This window comes from Cellulomonas oligotrophica (assembly GCF_013409875.1).
GTDB lineage: Bacteria > Actinomycetota > Actinomycetes > Actinomycetales > Cellulomonadaceae > Cellulomonas > Cellulomonas oligotrophica.
The window spans coordinates 843,995-859,606 of the sequence record NZ_JACCBK010000001.1 but is presented as its reverse complement, the minus strand read 5'-3'; the positions used below and the strand labels follow the sequence as shown (position 1 = coordinate 859,606).

The following is a 15,612-nucleotide window of genomic DNA, read 5'->3' as shown; positions in this document are numbered from 1 at the left end:
GGGTCGTGGCCTCAGCCGCCCGGGCGGAGCACCTCGCACGGCACCGGCGACACCCACGTCTCGGGGGAGATCGGCAGCGCGACCTCGTCCGTGCCCGGCGTCGCGCACGCCTCCCGGCCCGCAGGCACCTCGTCGGCCCACTCCGGCCCGTCGGCCCGCTGCTGCGTGCTGGGCCGCCATGCGACCGCCGACGCCACCAGCAGCAGGGCGGCCAGCGCGCCCACCGCTGCCCGCCGCCACCGGGCGGCACCCACGAGCGTCGCCCCCAGCACCAGGCCCGACGCCAGCAGCATCTGCGACACCGGGGCGTACCGCACCATCTCCAGCACCGGGTCCCCGGGCTGCGGCCGGGACCAGTCCCACGGCATCCGGTTGAGCACGACCGGCACGCCCCAGGTCACCAGCGAGGCCGCGGGCAGCACCACGGCCGCCAGACGCAGGTCGCCCGCGCCGCGGCGCACCGCGAGCAGCAGCGCCAGCGCCGACGGCACCAGCGCGACGAGCGCGACCGACCAGCCGGCGGTCCGCAGCACGGCGGTGACGACCTCGGGCGTGCCCAGCCACAGCGGGAGCACGACGTCGGCCAGGTACCCCGCGACGACGTTGCGCAGCTCGGGCACGTCGCCGAGCGCGGCGCGTCGCGGGGACGTGAGCATCGTGACGCCCTGCGCGGCGAGGCCGACCATGAGCCCGGCCCGCGCGGGCCAGCCGCGGCGGTCGCGCCAGCGCCACAGCACGAGCGGGACGAAGTAGAGGGCCTGCACCTCGGTGAGGCCGACGAGCAGCCCCACCACGCCGGCGCCGACCAGGCCCGTGCGGGTGCGGGGGCGGTGCAGCAGCAGCCACGGCGTGAGCCACAGCCCGAACCAGTGCACGTTGGCCAGGTTGCCCAGCACCTCGACCGGCAGCGACGGCACCAGCACCGTCAGCCCCGCCAGCGCCAGACGGGCGGGGATGCTGGCGGTGACGGTGCCCGCGCAGACGAGGACCAGGGCGGCGGTCACGCCCGCGACGAGGCAGCTCGCGGCCGTCACGGCGAGCGCCGCGTGGGTCACGGGCACGAGCGTCGCGACGAGCTCCGCGAGGACGCGCGGCACGACGTGCAGGTAGCCGTCGTAGGGCGTGAGCAGCGCCTCGCCGAGCCCGTGGGTCCACGCGTCGGCGAGGAACACGCGCCCGTCCTCCGCCCACAGCGTGCCGCGGGCGACGGGGTCCGTGCGGACCCACGCGACGAGGGTGGCGACGACGGAGACGGCGACCGCGAGCAGGGCCGTCCGGCGGGGGGCGGGCGTGGGGGAGGGGGTGTCCTCGGACGTCACGGCCACACGGTAGTGGTCACGAGGTCGTCGTCCGTGACGTTCTCCTGGGCGACCAGGCGCTCGTGACGTGCGGCGTCGTCGTGCAGCGCCCCGGCCGTGCGGGCCGAGACCAGCACGAGCGAGCCGTCGGCGGCCAGCACCCCCACGGCGGTGGCCAGGTCCGCCGCCGTGACCCGGCCCGGCGACGCGGCCCGCAGCGCACGGCTCCGGGGGGCGGGCGCCGGGACGCGGGCCAGCAGGGTGCGGTGCGGCACGTCGGCCAGGGCCGGCGCGTGCGGGTCGGGCGCCGGCACGTAGCCCAGGGCGTCGCCGTACGTCATCACGGCCGCCGCGGCGTCGACGGCACCGGGCGGCAGCGTCCCCGGGTACGCGCGGGCCAGGGCGGGTAGCGTCACCACCACGAGGTCGGCCGCGCCGGGGTGCTCGTCGGGCCGGTCCGTCACCACGACGTCGGCCGCGGCACCGTCCGCGCCCGGGGTCCGGACGCACGCGCCGGTGCGCCACACGGCCAGCGCCCACACCAGGGTGCGCCAGTGCGCGGGCAGGTCGAGCAGCACCTGCGTGCCCGGCCCGGCGTCGTGCTCCTCGACGAGCAGGTTGGTGGTCTTGGTCACCCAGTTGAGGAGGACCGCCCCGGAGAGCTCGACGCGCTCGCCGTCGTCGCCGTACCACGTGACGCGGGGCCGACCGGGCTCGGACGGCAGCCGCTGCAGGAGCGTCGGGACGTCGGCGGGACGGTCGTCGGGAGCGTCGGCGAGGGGCCGGTCGAGGGGGCTCGTCATGGCTCCAGGCTAGACAGAACGGACACGTCACCCGGCCGGGTGAGTTTTCACCCGGACAAGCCGGGCATCTAGCACGCCTCGGGTTGACGGCCTCGAACGACACGCGTGTAATTCCTGAGAACTGATTCATCGAACAGGCACCACGTCGCGGCCTTCCGCGCCGCACCGGCAGCTTCGAGCGAGCCAGCCAGCCAGCATCACGAGCAGCACGAGCACCAACCCGCGGAGGCACGCATGTGGCACCTGCTCGACGACGAGACCTTCCCGACAGACGTCGAGGTACCGGCAGCGGCGCCGGCGTCCAACGTCCTGTCGCTGTTCGGCACGCCCGACGACGACGGACCCATGGGGTGGCAGGAGCGCGCCCTGTGCGCCCAGACCGACCCCGAGGCGTTCTTCCCCGAGAAGGGTGGCTCGACCCGCGAGGCCAAGAAGGTGTGCACGTCCTGCGACGTGCGTTCCGAGTGCCTCGAGTACGCGCTGGAGAACGACGAGCGCTTCGGCATCTGGGGCGGGCTGTCCGAGCGCGAGCGCCGCAAGCTCAAGCGGCGCGTCGTCTGACCGCAGCACCCGCAGGTCCGCACCGCCGAGCCGGCGCGGACCGCGGCGGGCCCGCGCGCGACGGTGCGCGCCGGGCGGGCCGGGAGCGACGCGCCGCGCGCGCTCGCCGCCCGGACGCCGCCGCCGGGGCATGATGACGCGAGCATGACTGACACGCTGTCCCCCGTGGACCTCCCGACGACCGCCTCGGTGCCGGTGACGACGCCCGTCACGGCCGTGGTGGTGACCCGCGGACGCACCGGGTACCTCGCCACGACGCTGCGCGCCCTCGCGGCGCAGGTCCGCCGCCCCACCCGCGTCCTCGTCGTCGACGTCGGCGCGTCGGACGGGCGCGCCGTCGGACCCGTGCTGGACGCCGCGTTCGCCCAGCTCTCGGCGCCCGTGCCGCGCCTGACGAGCGTCGGGGTGCCCCGGGCCGCGAGCTTCGGCGAGGCCGTGACCGCCGGGCTCGACGTCCTCGAGCGCACGCTCGGCGGCGCGCCGTCGCCGTGGCTGTGGCTGCTGCACGACGACAGCGCACCCGCCCCCGACGCCCTCGCCCACCTCGTGCGCACCGTCGGCCACGCGCCGTCCGTCGCGGTCGCCGGCTGCAAGCAGCGCACCTGGACCTCGCCCGAACGGCTGCTCGAGGTCGGCCTGCGCACCACCCGCTCCGGACGGCGCACGACCGACGTCGAGCCCGGCGAGCTCGACCAGGGGCAGCACGACGGCCGGTCCGACGTGCTGGGCGTCGGCCTCGCCGGTGCGCTGGTCCGCCGCGACGTGTGGGACGCCCTCGGCGGCACCGACCCCGCCCTCGGCCCCTTCGGCGACGGCCTCGACCTCTCGCGCCGGGCCCGGCTCGCCGGGCACCGCGTCGTCGTCGTGCCCGCAGCCGTCGTCCGGCACGCGCAGGCGGCGTACCACGGCCTGCGGTCGCCCCGCGGCGACGGCGGCGACCTCGCCGCCCGCGAGGTCGACCTCGACGGCGACGGCGAGCCCGACGGCGCCGACCCCACCCGCTCCTTCCTGGCCCGCCGCACCTCGCTGCTGCACCAGCGCCTCGTGCACGCCGCCCCCGCGCTGCTGCCGCTCGTCGTCCTGCTCGTGCCGACGGTCGCGGTCGTGCGGGCGCTCGGGCAGGTCGCCGCCAAGCGCCCCGGCCTGGCCGTCGCCGAGCTGCGGGCCGCCCTGACCGTGCTGCTGCGCCCCGGGGTCGTCGTCCGCGCCCGCGGCCGGGCCCGGGCGACCCGTGTGCTCGCCCGGCGCACCCTGCACCCGCTGCAGGCGACGTGGCGCGACGTGTGGGTGCAGGCCCGCGACCGCCGCCTCGCGCGCCTCGAGGCGCGCCGCGTCGTGCGTGCCCCCAGCGAGCTGGAGCTGCGCGAGCTCGCCGCGCTCGCGACCCGCCGGCGCGCCACCCTCGGCCTCGTGCTCACCGTGCTGGTCGTGGTCACGGTCGTCGCGCTCGGGCGCCTGCTCGGCCCCGTCCTGGCGGGCGGTGCGCTCACCGGCCCGGCGCTCGCCCGGGCCACGACGCCCCTGGCCGACGTGTGGGCCGCCGCGACGTCCGGCTGGGTCGCCGCCGGGCTCGGCGACCGCGGCCCGGCCGACCCCCTCGCGCTGCTCCTCGTCCCGCTCGCCGCGCTCGGGGACGGCGGCGCCGGCACGGCCCTCGGGCTCCTCGTCCTCGCCGCCGTGCCGCTCGCCGGGTACGCCGCCTGGACGGCCTCCGGCGCCGCGACGCGCTCGACCGTGCTGCGGGCCTGGGCCGCCGTCGCCTGGGCCGCCGCGCCGGCCCTGCTCCTCGCCGTCGGGCAGACCCGCGTCGGCGCCGTGCTCGTGCACGTCGCCCTGCCCTGGGTCGCGCTGGGCCTGGCCCGTGCCGTCGGCGTGCAGCGCGTCGACCGGGTGCTCTCCGGCGTGGCCACGGCGGTGCGGGCCGAGACCCGTGCCGCCGAGGACGACGGACGCACCGCCGCCGGCACGCGCGCCACCGACGTGACGCCCGCCCGCGGCACGCCGGCGGTGCCGCACCCGCGCACCGCCGCCCCGGCCGAGCAGGACGCCGACGACCGCTTCGTCGGCGCCGCGCCCCCGACGGGGTCCGTCGCCGCTGCCGCGGGCGCGGCCCTCGCGCTCGCGGTCGTCCTCGCGGGTGCACCCGCGCTGCTGCCCGCCGTGCTCACGGTCGTCCTCGCGGTCGCGGCGACCGCGCCCCGCGGCCGGCGGCGGGTGCTGCTCGTGCCCGTGCCGTCGCTGGTGCTGCTCGCGCCGTTCCTGGGCGAGGTCGCGCGACGCGGCACCGACGGGCTCGCCCTGCTGGTCGCCGATCCCGGGGCGCCCGCCCTGGCCGCGCCGGCCGCCGGCTGGCAGCGGGTCCTGGGCCTGCCCGCGGACGCGACGGGCCTGGTGCCGCAGCTGCCCGGCACCGCGGCCCTCGTCGTCGTCGCCGCGCCGGGTGCGGTGCTGGTCCTCCTCGCCGTCCTCGCGCTGCTGCGCGGGACACCGGTGTCCCGCGCGGTCCGCGTCTGCTGGTGGGCCGCTGCCGCAGGTCTGGCCACCGCGGCGGTCGTCGCCGCCGTGCCCGCGGTGCGCACGGCCGAGGGCACCGGCCCCGCCTGGACGGGCGGCGCGCTCTCGTTCGCCGGTCTCGGGCTGCTGGCCGCCGGCCTGCTCGGCGCCGACCGCCTGCGCGAGCGCCTCGCCGCACGGACGTTCGGCTGGCGCCAGCCGGCGGCCGTGCTGGCCGCGGCGCTCGCGACCCTCGTCGTGCTCGCACCTCTGATCGGCTGGACCACGGGCGTGCGCGGCGCGGCGTCGCCGGGGGTCGTCTCCGGCCCGGTGGTGCCGGCCGTCGGCCAGCAGGGCGCGGCGTCGGCGGCCGCTTCGCGGGTGCTCGCCCTCACGGTGCGGACCGACGGCACCCTCGCCTGGCAGCTGCTGCGCGCCGACGGCACGCAGCTCGTCGACCAGTCCGCCGCGGTGCGGACCCGGCAGCTCGTCGGGGACGACGCCGAGGACCCCGCGACCGCCGAGGTGCACGCCCTCGTGGCGCGCCTCTCCACCAGCACCGTGCCGGACGCGGCCGCGGGGCTCGCGGCCCTCGCCGTCGGCGACGTGCTCGTGCCCGCGGCGACCGACCCGGCCGCGGACGCCGGCCGCACCCGCCTCGTCGCGGCGCTCGACGCCACGCCCGGGCTCGAGCGCGTCACCCACGACGCCGCGGGCACCCTGTGGCGCGTCGCCGGGTCGGACGGTGACGTCGTGACCTCCTGGGCCCGCACGGTGCCCGAGGACGCGTCCGACGCCGCTGCGGACGACCCCGCCCTGCTGGCGGGTGACGCCGTCCCGGTCGAGGCCGACCGGCGGACGGTGCGCACCGCCGTCGAGGACGGCGACGGACGCCGCGTCCTCGTCCTCGCGGAGCGCTCCGACGACGGCTGGCACGCGTGGCTGGACGGGCGCCCCCTGGCGCCGACCACGGTCGGCTGGCGGCAGGCGTTCGTGCTCGGCGCCGACGGCGGGCGGCTCGTGGTCCGCCACGACGCACCCGGCCGCACGCCGTGGCTGGGCGCCCTCGGCGTCACCGTCGTCCTGACGGGGCTGCTCGCCGTGCCCCTGCGCCGCCGGCGGGGGGTGCGCACATGAGCTCGCGCCGCGCACGCAGGGCCCGCGAGCGCGCCCTGCAGACCGTCTCGGGCGTGACCCTGCTCGCAGCCGTCGCCGCGTCGCTCGTCGTCGGCGGGCGCCTCGGGGTCGCTCCCGTGCAGGCGGGGGAGCCGGCACAGGTCGCAGTGCCGCCCTCGGCGTCGACGCTGGTCTGCCCGGGCCCGCTGGTGCTGCCGGGCGGCTCCGGCCGCGGCGACGCGGGCTTCGACCCTGTGCCGGTCCCGCCGCAGGCCCGTGTCGAGGTGCTCTCCGTGGCGGGGCCCGGCGCCGGCGACGTCGCGGTGACCGGTCTGGACGCGGCCTCGGTCGTGACCACGCTCCCCGCCGGCGGCGGGTCGACAGGTCTGGACGCGGCCGACACCACCACGGCCGTGCGCGCGGCCCCGGAGCAGGACGCCCCCCTGGTCGCGGCGACCGCCGCGGTCCGGGTCACCGACGGGGACCTGCGCGGTACGGCGGCCGTGTCCTGCACGGCGCCCGGTGTCGAGCAGTGGCTCGTCGGGGGGTCGACCGCGCCGGGTGCGACGGCGTCGCTGCTCCTGGTGAACGCGGGGCTGACGGCGGCCCAGGTCGAGGTGCGTGTGCTCGGCGCGGCGGGGCCCGTGGACCTGGCCACCGACCTGGTCGTCGTGGCGCCCGGCGAGCGGTCCGTCGTCGACCTCACGGGGGCGGCGCCCGGCCAGCCCGCGCTCGTGGTGCACGTGGCCTCGACCGGGGGCCAGGTCGCCGCGTACCTGCAGGACGCCCGCCTCGACGGCTTCACCCCCGCCGGGGTCGAGCTCGTCGCGCCCTCGGCGGCACCCGCGACGCGGCAGCGGGTGCCGGGCGTCTCGGCCGGACCCGACGAGGCGGACTCGGCCGTGCTGCGGCTGCTCGCGACCGAGCGCAGCACGACCGCCACGGTCACGGTCCTCGGCGCGGACGGCCCGGTGGACGTCCCCGGCCTGGACCGGGTGGCCCTCACGGCGGGCACGGTCGTCGACGTGCCGCTGACGGGGCTGCCCGAGGGGGAGCGCACGGTGGTGGTCGACGCGGGCGCGCCGGTGGTCGCGGCGGCGGAGTCCGCGCGCACGGGCGAGCCCGGCGAGCTCGACGACGCCCCGCGGGTCGAGCGGGCGTGGTCGCCGTCGACGCCCGGGGACGACGGGGTCGTCGCGCTGCCGGCAGGCATGGACGCCCGGCTCGTGGTGGGCGCGGTCGCCGCCGGCGACGCGTCCGGCGAGGGGGTGGGCACCGCGCTGCTGCGCGTGCTCGACGCGCAGGGCGAGGCCCTCCTCGAGAGCACGGTGACCGTGGACGCCGGGACGACCGGGGCCTGGGACCTGGCCGAGCTGTCGGACGAGGACCTGTCCGACGTCGCGGCGGGGGTGCAGCTCGTCGACGCGGTCGGGGCCGAGCTCGCGTGGTCGGTGCTGGTGCAGCGCGAGCAGGCCGACGGGACGCTGGTCTCGGTGCTCGTCCCGGTGCCGGCGCCCGCGCAGGAGCCGACGGTCGCGGTCGTCGAGGACCCGCGCGTGGCGCTGCGGGGCTGAGCCGACCGACTGGTGGCCCGGCGCAGTGCCCGGGCTGGTGGTGCCCGGTCGGGTCAGGCGCGCTCGGTCGCGCGCATCTGCACGCGCTCGCGCACCCGCAGGCCGAGGCTGAGCGCGAGCCGCACGGGCGCCTGGTACCAGCGCCTGTACCGCCGGCCCAGGTACTGGCGGGCGGACGCATGGTGCGCGCGGATCATCGGCGCCGGGCGCTGCCGCCACGACGTGCCGCCCACGTGGGTCACGTGCACGTCCGGGACGTAGACGTTCTCCCAGCCGGCGCGCCCGAGGCGCTCCCCGAGGTCCACGTCCTCGAAGAACATGAAGTAGCTCTCGTCGAAGCCGCCGATCTGCTCGAACGCCGCCCGGCGCAGCACGAGGCACGCGCCCGAGAGCCAGCCGGCCGCGCGCAGGTAGCCGCCCATCGTCTCGTGCCGGGCCTGGTAGGTGCGCGTCCACGGGTTGTTGGGCCACGGCTTGGCGAAGATCGCGTGGCCCGCGCCGGCCGCCAGCGACGGCAGTGCGCGCGCGGAGGGGTACACGCTGCCGTCGGTGTTCAGCAGCATGGGACCGAGCGCACCGGCGGTCGGCTGCTCGTCGCCGGCCGCGAGCAGCCGGTCCAGCGAGCCCGGGGTCCACTCGATGTCGGAGTTGGCGACCACGAGGTACGGGGTGCTCGCCCCCTGGCAGCCGAGGTTCGCGGCGGCGCCGTAGCCCAGGTTGCGCCCCGGGACGACGAGGGACGCGCCGGCCGCGTCCGCGACGCGGGAGGCCACGGTCTGGTCGGTCCCGTTGTCGACGATCACGAGCTCGACCGGGTCGGCCGTCGCGGTGGCGAGCGTCCGCACGAAGCGGTCGAGCTCGTCACCGGGGTGGAAGACGACGCACACGACGCGCACGCGCGTGGCCGCGGATCGGGACGCCGCCCGGGCGGTGGCGTCGGCAGGGACCGCCTCCGGCGCGTGGGCGGGGGAGGAGGGGCTCGGCGCCGGGCTCGTCGCACTCATCGTCGGCACACCTTAGTGGTCCTCGCCGTAGCCCGGGTCCACGTCGTCGGGGGATCTTCCGAGCAGGTGGGCGACCTGCTCGACGACGACGTCGCGGACGAGGTCGGCGAGGTCCGCCGGGTCCGCGGCCCGCTGCTCGACCGGGCGGCGGTACACCACGACCCGGTGCGGCAGCCCGGCGTCGGCGGGGAAGCAGCGTCCGAGCGGGACGCCGCCCCGCTCCCACGGCGCCGGGTTCGACGGCGGCACGTCCTCGACGGCGAACTCGGTGCCGGCCAGCTGGGCGGACCACCGCTGCTCGAGCTCCTCGACGGCGTCGAGCACGAGGTCGTCGAACCGTTCGGCGCGGGTGCGGTAGCCGGGCGTCGACATGGGCAGCAGCGGGCCCCGGGGGCCCCGCCCGCGACGGTCACGACGACGGACCGCGTGCCCGCCCGCGAGCGCCGCACCGGGCGGCGGGGACGCGCGGCGCGCGACGGACCCGCGGTCCGACGGGCCGGGGCGGCGGGGCGCTGAGCTCACCGGCCCACTGTAGCCAGCGCGGCGTCGTCGGCAGGGCCGTCCGGGTCGCCCCGCCGGGCGTGCAGGGCACGTGGTCCGCGTGTACACGCGGGCGTGGCGCCCGGACGGGGGTACGGTCTGCACGTGAGATCCGTCCGCCAGTGCTCGCGCACCGCGTGCCCGCACGCCGCGGTCGCCACGCTCACCTACGTGTACGCGGACTCCACGGCCGTGCTCGGGCCGCTGGCGCAGCTGGCCGAGCCCCACTCGTACGACCTCTGCGTCGCGCACGCCGAGCGGCTGACGGCCCCGCGGGGCTGGGAGATCGTCCGGCTCACCCCGGACCTGCAGGCCCCCGAGCCGAGCCGCGACGACCTCCTGGCCCTGGCCGACGCGGTCCGTGAGGCGGGCCGGCGCCGTGCTCCGGAGCCGGTCGGGCCGCTGGAGTCCGTGCCGCCGCCCCCGGCCCCCGAGGACGGTCGCCGCCGCGGGCACCTGCGCGTGGTGCACGGGGACGGCGCGCCGTGAGCAGCCGTCGTCGGGGCCGTCCCGACGACGAGCCGCTGCCGCTCGGCTCGTTCAGCCGCCCGTCGTTCGGCGGAGCGCCGGGCTCGCAGGCGTGCCCGCGCTGCGGGCGGACCGACCTGACCCGGATCGAGATGGGCATGCCGGACGGCCGCCCGGGGACGTTCGTGTCGTGCACCGGGTGCGAGACGACGGCCTGGTTCGCGGCCGACGGCGACGGCAGCCCCCTGCGGCTCGACGGCACGCCGCTCGACCTGCCCGACCGGGGCTGATCCCGCCACCCGCGCGCCCCGTCGCGCCCCTGCCGCACGGGCGCAGCCGCACCGACCCGCGTCGCTAGAGTGGGCGCAGCCAGTTCGAACCCGAGGCGAAAGAGCTCCCGTGCCCGCACCTGTCGACCTGTCCGCGCTCATCAAGGCCTACGACGTGCGTGGCACGTACCCCGACCAGCTCGACGCCCGGGTGGCCCGCGCCATCGGCGCGGCCTTCGCCGACGTGGTGGTGCTGCCGGAGGCCACGGGCACCCCGACGGTCGTCGTCGGCAACGACATGCGGCCGTCCGGCCCCGAGCTCGTCGGCGCCTTCGCCGACGGCCTGACGGCCCGCGGCGTCGACGTCGTCCTCATCGGCCTGTGCTCGACCGACGGGCTGTACCACGCGTCGGGCGCCCGCGGCGTCCCGGGGGCGATGTTCACGGCCAGCCACAACCCGGCCGAGTACAACGGCATCAAGCTGTGCCGCGCCGGCGCCCGGCCGGTGGGGCAGGACAGCGGCCTGACGCAGGTCCGCGAGCTCGCGGGCCGCTACCTAGCGGAGGAGGTCCCGGTCGTCGACGCGCCGGGCACGGTCCGCGAGGAGGAGATGCTCACGGAGTACGCGACGTTCCTGCGCTCGCTGGTCGACCTGTCCGGGGGGCGGCCGCTGAAGGTCGTCGTCGACGCGGGCAACGGCATGGGCGGGCACACCGTCCCGGCGGTGCTGGGCACCGGTGCCGGCCTGCCGGAGCTGCCGCTGGACGTCGTGCCGCTGTACTTCGAGCTGGACGGGACCTTCCCCAACCACGAGGCCAACCCGCTGGAGCCCGCCAACCTGGTGGACCTGCAGGCCGCGGTCGTCGAGCACGGTGCGGACCTGGGCCTGGCGTTCGACGGCGACGCGGACCGCTGCTTCGTGGTCGACGAGAACGGCGACGCGGTGAGCCCGTCCGCGATCACCGCGCTGGTCGGCCTGCGCGAGGTCGCCCGCGAGGTCGCCGCCGGCCGGACGCCGACGGTGATCCACAACCTCATCACGTCCCAGGTGGTGCCCGACCTGCTGGGCGCCGCGGGCGCGCGCACCGTCCGCACCCGTGTGGGCCACTCGTTCATCAAGGCGCAGATGGCCGAGCACGACGCCGTCTTCGGCGGCGAGCACAGCGCGCACTACTACTTCCGCGACTTCTTCTTCGCCGACACCGGCATGCTCGCGGCCATGCACGTGCTGGCCGCGCTCGGGTCGCAGCCGCACCCGCTGTCGGCGCTGGCCGACCAGTACCAGCCGTACGCGGCGAGCGGCGAGATCAACTCGCGGGTCACCGACGTGGCCGCGGCGCGGGCCCGCGTGGTCGAGGCCTACGTGACGCAGCAGGGCGCCGGGCCGGTCGAGGTCGACGAGCTCGACGGCCTGACGGTCTCGCACTGGTCGAGCCACCCGCAGTGGTGGTTCAACCTGCGGGCGTCGAACACCGAGCCGCTGCTGCGCCTGAACGTCGAGGCGGCCGACGAGGACGTCATGGAGAAGGTCCGCGACGACGTCCTGGGCCTGGTCCGGCAGGAGGAGGGCGCATGAGCGACGAGGCGACGGCCGTGCGGCTCGACCCGTGGGCGCGGGCGCTGCTGCGCTGCCCCGTGACGGGGTCCGAGCTGGTGGACGGGACGGACGTGGACGGGGCACCGGTGCTGATCGGCACCGACGGCACGCGCCGGCTCGCGTACCCGGTGCGCGACGGCATCCCCGTGCTGCTGGTCGACGAGGCTCGCCCGCTCTGACGCGGCGACGAGGACGGGCCCCGGCACCAGGTGCCGGGGCCCGTCCTCGTGGGGCGCCTCCCGCGGTCGGAGCGCCTCCCGTGCGTGGGTGCGCCCGTCATGGGTTCGCGCCCGTCACAGGCCGGCGGCCTGCTCCATCTGCTCGGCGACGTCCGGGTTCTGCTCGAGCCACGTGCGCGCCGACCCGGCCGGGTCGGACCCGCCGTCCTCGTTGAACATGAGGTTCTCGAGCGAGAAGAGCTGCTCGTCGGTCAGCGTGAAGTCCGCGACCATGGCCGACAGCGACGGGTAGTCCTCGGCGAAGCCGGTGCGGCCCACGGAGTGGATCTCCTCGGCGTCGCCCATGACCCCCGCAGGGTCCTCGAGGTCGCGGATCGGGTACGCGTCGTACGCCCAGTGCGGGCGCCACAGCGTGACGACGACGTCCTCGCCGGCCGACGTGGCGGCATCGAGCTCGGCCAGCATGGCGGGCGTGGACGACACCACGAGCTCCATGTCCTCCAGGCCGTACTCCGGCACGGCCTCGTCCTGGACGATGCGCGTCAGGCCTGCTCCGGCCTCGATGCCGATGATCCGGCCGTCGAACGCGTCGGCGTTGTCCGCCAGCTCGTCGAGCGACGTGATCGGGGCGTCCTCGTTCACCGCGACCGTCAGCGTGGCGTCGTCGTACCAGACGCCGAGCTGCTCGAGGTCCTCGCCGTACTCCTCGAGGTAGTCCGCGTGCGTCGCGGGCAGCCACATGTCGAAGTTCACGTCGTAGTCGCCCGAGGCCAGGCCGGTGTAGACGATGCCCGGGTCGGCCTCCTGGGTCTCGACCTCGTACCCGGAGTCCTCAAGGACCGCCGCGAACAGGTGCGAGACGGCGATGCCCTCGTCCCAGCCGGAGTGGATGCCGATCGACACCGTCGGCAGGTCGCCGTTCTCGAGGCGCTCGGCCCCGGCGTCGCCGCCGGAGCAGGCGGCGAGCCCCAGGGTGAGGGCCGTCGCGGTGGCGAGGGTCGTGCGCAGGCGTGTGCGGGTCATCGTGTCCTTCCGTGAGGGGCGGGCCCGGTGCCCGTCCCGTGGGGGTGGGGAGCCGGCGCCGGGGCGCCGGACGGGTGTCAGGCCGCGGACGCGGCCAGGGCGCGCGAGACGGGTGCGCGGGCGGCCAGCGCCGACGTCACGCGGTCGAGGAACATCGCCAGGATCACGACCGACAGGCCGGCCTCGACGCCGAGGGAGATGTTCACGCGGGTCAGGGCGCTGACGACCTCGCCGCCCAGGCCGCCGGCACCGACGAGGCCGGCCATGACGACCATCGACAGGGCGAGCATGATGACCTGGTTGACGCCGGCCATGATGGTCGGCAGCGCGAGGGGCAGCTGGATGTCGCGCAGGATGCGGCCCTCGGTCGCGCCGAAGGCGTGCCCGGCCTCGACGACCTCGCGGTCGACCTGCCGGATGCCGAGCTCGGTGAAGCGCACACCGGGCACCATCGCGAAGATCACGGTCCCCACGATGCCCGGCACGATGCCGACGCGGAAGATGAAGACCATCGGGATGAGGTAGACGAGCGCGGGCATCGTCTGCATGAGGTCCAGCACGGGGCGCAGCAGCCCGGAGACGCGGTCGCTGCGGGCCGCCCAGATCCCCAGCGGCACGGCCAGGGCGAGGGCCAGGACGGAGGCCAGCAGCACGAGGGCCAGGCTGTCCATGGCGTTGTCCCACTGGCCCACCGCGATGACGAGCGCGAACCCGACGCCGACCCCGACCGCGAGGCGCCAGCCCCGCACGAGCAGGGCGAGCACGACGAGCGCGAGCGCCGTGGCCCACGCGGGCGGGCCGGCGAGGACGGCCACGAGGACGTCGTAGGTGCCCTCGCCGAGGTCGCGCAGCGTCCGGAAGACCACGCGGAACGTGACGGTGACCCAGTCGACCGCCGACTCGACGGCGTCGCCCAGGGGCAGGCGGGGCAGGGGGGCCGTGGCGCTCACGCGAGCACCTCCGCATCCGTGGGGCGGTCGGTCGGGGTCGTGGCGACCGGGGCGTCGCCGGGCAGGGGCGAGCCGTCCGGCGGGGTGTGCGGCAGCTCGTCCTCCACGGTCACGTCGAGCGGAGTCATCGCCTCGAGCAGCGTCGCGCGCGGGACGACACCCACGAGGCGTCCCCCGTCGTCGACGACGGGCACCGGCAGCGCGGACTGCGCCGCCGGGGCGAACACGTCCGCCAGCGCGGTGCCGGGGCCGACGGTCGTGACGTCGCGCTCGACCGCGTCGGTCAGCGCGGCAGCGCCCTGGCGCAGCGACTCCACGACGCCGGCGTCGCGCACGAGGCCCTGCAGGACCCGGCGGCGGTCCACGACGTACGCGGCGGGCACCTGGTGCTCGCGCAGCGTCCGCAGCACCTGCCGCGGCCCCGCGGTCACCTGCACCGTGACGGCCGGGCTGCGCATGACCGACGACGCCGTCAGCACGCGGGACCGGTCGACGTCCGCCACGAACTGGGCGACGTAGTCGTCGGCGGGCGCGGACAGCACCTCCTCGCCCGTGCCGACCTGCACGATGCGGCCGTCGCGCATGACCGCGATCCGGTCGCCGAGGTACATGGCCTCGTTGAGGTCGTGGGTGATGAACACGACCGTCTTGCCGAGGGTCTGCTGGAGCTCGAGGAGCTGGTCCTGCATCTCGCGGCGGATCAGGGGGTCGAGGGCGGAGAACGCCTCGTCCATGAGCAGCACGTCGGTGCCGGCGGCCAGCGCACGTGCCAGGCCCACGCGCTGCCGCATGCCGCCGGACAGCTGGGCGGGCAGGGAGTCCGCCCAGCCGGACAGCCCGACCATCTCCAGGGCCTCGCCGGCCCGGCGTCGCCGCTCGTCCCCGCGCACGCCCTGGACCTGCAGGGGGTAGGCGGCGTTGTCCAGCACCGTGCGGTGGGGGAGCAGGGCGAAGTGCTGGAAGACCATGCTCACGCGGCTGCGGCGCAGCTCGCGCAGGCGCCGGGCGTCGACCTGGGCGAGGTCGTCGTCGCCGAGCATGATGCGCCCCTCGGTGGGGCGCCACAGGCCGTTGAGCATCCGGATCAGCGTCGACTTGCCCGATCCCGACAGCCCCATCACGACGAACGTCTCGCCGGCCGCGACCTCGAAGCTCGCGTCGATGACGGCCGCGGTGCCCCAGGGCCGGACCTCGTCGCGGGTCGCGCCCTGGCGCAGCCGCCGGACGGCCTCGCCGGGTCGTCGTCCGAACACCTTGGACACGCCCTCGGCGCGCAGCAGTGCGGTCACGTCCACCTCTGTGTCTCCTCGAGCCCGGCCGCCGGGCATGCGGCGGCCACGGTGGCGCGCAGGTGCGTGCCACCGTCGTCGGGCTCCATCACGGCGGGCCCCGGACCGCTCGCGAGGGCGGTCCCAGCCGGTCGGCGCGGTGCGCGCCGGGTGGCGAGGCGCGCGTCGCGCACACCTCGGGGCCCGTCCCGACCAGCGGCCGGGACGCGTCCACCCTGCACCGGGTCGGGAACGGGCCGCAACCGCGACCCGCCCGGGAACCGGGGGGTCTCGCGTGCGTGTCGGTGGGGCTGGGCGGCAGGAAAGCAACGCTGACCTGCGGCGACACGGTCGGGTCGGATCGTGACCACACCGTGACCTTGACATGGTGGAGGCATGGTCATTCTGTGGCGCAGGTCACCCGTCGGTCAGGGGACGTGCTCGTCCGGCTGTGCTAACCCCGCACGCT

Annotated in this window: 14 protein-coding genes; 7 read left to right on the top strand and 7 right to left on the bottom strand. The window is 77.1% G+C overall.

Features of this window, described 5'->3' with window-relative positions; translation table 11 throughout:
- Window positions 1-11: 11 nt before the first annotated feature.
- Together BKA21_RS03855 and BKA21_RS03850 are read right to left on the bottom strand one after the other, a co-directional pair.
- Window positions 12-1,319 carry a hypothetical protein gene (locus BKA21_RS03855; protein ID WP_140458558.1) on the bottom strand — a complete coding sequence of 436 codons (1,308 nt, stop codon included), beginning with the start codon at window positions 1,317-1,319 and terminating at the stop codon, window positions 12-14.
- Window positions 1,316-2,101, bottom strand: coding sequence for a TIGR03089 family protein (locus tag BKA21_RS03850; protein ID WP_140458559.1), 786 nt, complete (start codon window positions 2,099-2,101; stop codon window positions 1,316-1,318). The genes BKA21_RS03855 and BKA21_RS03850 overlap by 4 nt, the downstream gene beginning before the upstream one ends.
- A 234-nt stretch (window positions 2,102-2,335) precedes the next feature.
- Between BKA21_RS03850 and BKA21_RS03845 the strand changes: the two genes are divergently transcribed.
- The 3 genes from BKA21_RS03845 to BKA21_RS03835 all read left to right on the top strand — a co-directional run bounded on the left by BKA21_RS03845 (window position 2,336) and on the right by BKA21_RS03835 (window position 7,845).
- The gene (locus tag BKA21_RS03845; RefSeq protein ID WP_140458560.1) at window positions 2,336-2,662 is read left to right on the top strand and encodes a WhiB family transcriptional regulator; all 327 of its coding nucleotides are present in this window, start codon (window positions 2,336-2,338) and stop codon (window positions 2,660-2,662) included.
- 144 nt (window positions 2,663-2,806) lie between these two features.
- Window positions 2,807-6,292: a glycosyltransferase gene (locus BKA21_RS03840; protein ID WP_140458561.1), complete on the top strand. Its 3,486-nt coding sequence runs from the start codon at window positions 2,807-2,809 to the stop codon at window positions 6,290-6,292.
- A complete protein-coding gene (locus BKA21_RS03835; RefSeq protein WP_140458562.1) occupies window positions 6,289-7,845 on the top strand; it encodes a DUF5719 family protein in 1,557 nt (518 codons plus the stop codon). The genes BKA21_RS03840 and BKA21_RS03835 overlap by 4 nt, the downstream gene beginning before the upstream one ends.
- 53 nt (window positions 7,846-7,898) lie before the next feature.
- Here BKA21_RS03835 and BKA21_RS03830 read toward each other — a convergent pair whose 3' ends face one another.
- Both BKA21_RS03830 and BKA21_RS03825 read right to left on the bottom strand, forming a co-directional pair.
- On the bottom strand, window positions 7,899-8,849 hold the full coding sequence (locus BKA21_RS03830; RefSeq protein ID WP_140458563.1) for a glycosyltransferase family 2 protein: 951 nt from the start codon (window positions 8,847-8,849) through the stop codon (window positions 7,899-7,901).
- 12 nt (window positions 8,850-8,861) lie between these two features.
- On the bottom strand, window positions 8,862-9,371 hold the full coding sequence (locus BKA21_RS03825; protein ID WP_308439107.1) for a metallopeptidase family protein: 510 nt from the start codon (window positions 9,369-9,371) through the stop codon (window positions 8,862-8,864).
- Window positions 9,372-9,494: 123 nt separating this feature from the next.
- On the opposite strand from BKA21_RS03825, the gene BKA21_RS03820 reads away from it, so the two are divergent.
- The 4 genes from BKA21_RS03820 (at window position 9,495) to BKA21_RS03805 (ending at window position 11,902) form a co-directional block, all read left to right on the top strand.
- A complete protein-coding gene (locus BKA21_RS03820; RefSeq protein WP_140458564.1) occupies window positions 9,495-9,878 on the top strand; it encodes a DUF3499 domain-containing protein in 384 nt (127 codons plus the stop codon).
- The gene (locus BKA21_RS03815) at window positions 9,875-10,147 is read left to right on the top strand and encodes a hypothetical protein (protein WP_140458565.1); all 273 of its coding nucleotides are present in this window, start codon (window positions 9,875-9,877) and stop codon (window positions 10,145-10,147) included. Before BKA21_RS03820 ends, BKA21_RS03815 begins: the two co-directional genes overlap by 4 nt.
- Before the next feature lie 109 nt (window positions 10,148-10,256).
- A complete protein-coding gene (locus BKA21_RS03810; protein ID WP_140458566.1) occupies window positions 10,257-11,702 on the top strand; it encodes a phosphomannomutase/phosphoglucomutase in 1,446 nt (481 codons plus the stop codon).
- The gene (locus tag BKA21_RS03805) at window positions 11,699-11,902 is read left to right on the top strand and encodes a Trm112 family protein (protein ID WP_140458567.1); all 204 of its coding nucleotides are present in this window, start codon (window positions 11,699-11,701) and stop codon (window positions 11,900-11,902) included. The genes BKA21_RS03810 and BKA21_RS03805 overlap by 4 nt, the downstream gene beginning before the upstream one ends.
- Before the next feature lie 114 nt (window positions 11,903-12,016).
- Here BKA21_RS03805 and BKA21_RS03800 read toward each other — a convergent pair whose 3' ends face one another.
- The 3 genes from BKA21_RS03800 to BKA21_RS03790 form a co-directional block, all read right to left on the bottom strand.
- Window positions 12,017-12,925 (bottom strand): glycine betaine ABC transporter substrate-binding protein, encoded by a 909-nt coding sequence (locus BKA21_RS03800; protein ID WP_140458568.1) that lies wholly within the window; start codon window positions 12,923-12,925, stop codon window positions 12,017-12,019.
- Window positions 12,926-13,002: 77 nt separating this feature from the next.
- Entirely contained in the window at window positions 13,003-13,875 is an 873-nt protein-coding gene (locus BKA21_RS03795; protein WP_140458569.1) for an ABC transporter permease, read from the bottom strand.
- Window positions 13,872-15,203, bottom strand: coding sequence for a quaternary amine ABC transporter ATP-binding protein (locus BKA21_RS03790; protein ID WP_140458570.1), 1,332 nt, complete (start codon window positions 15,201-15,203; stop codon window positions 13,872-13,874). Before BKA21_RS03790 ends, BKA21_RS03795 begins: the two co-directional genes overlap by 4 nt.
- Between the last annotated feature and the right edge of the window lie 409 nt (window positions 15,204-15,612).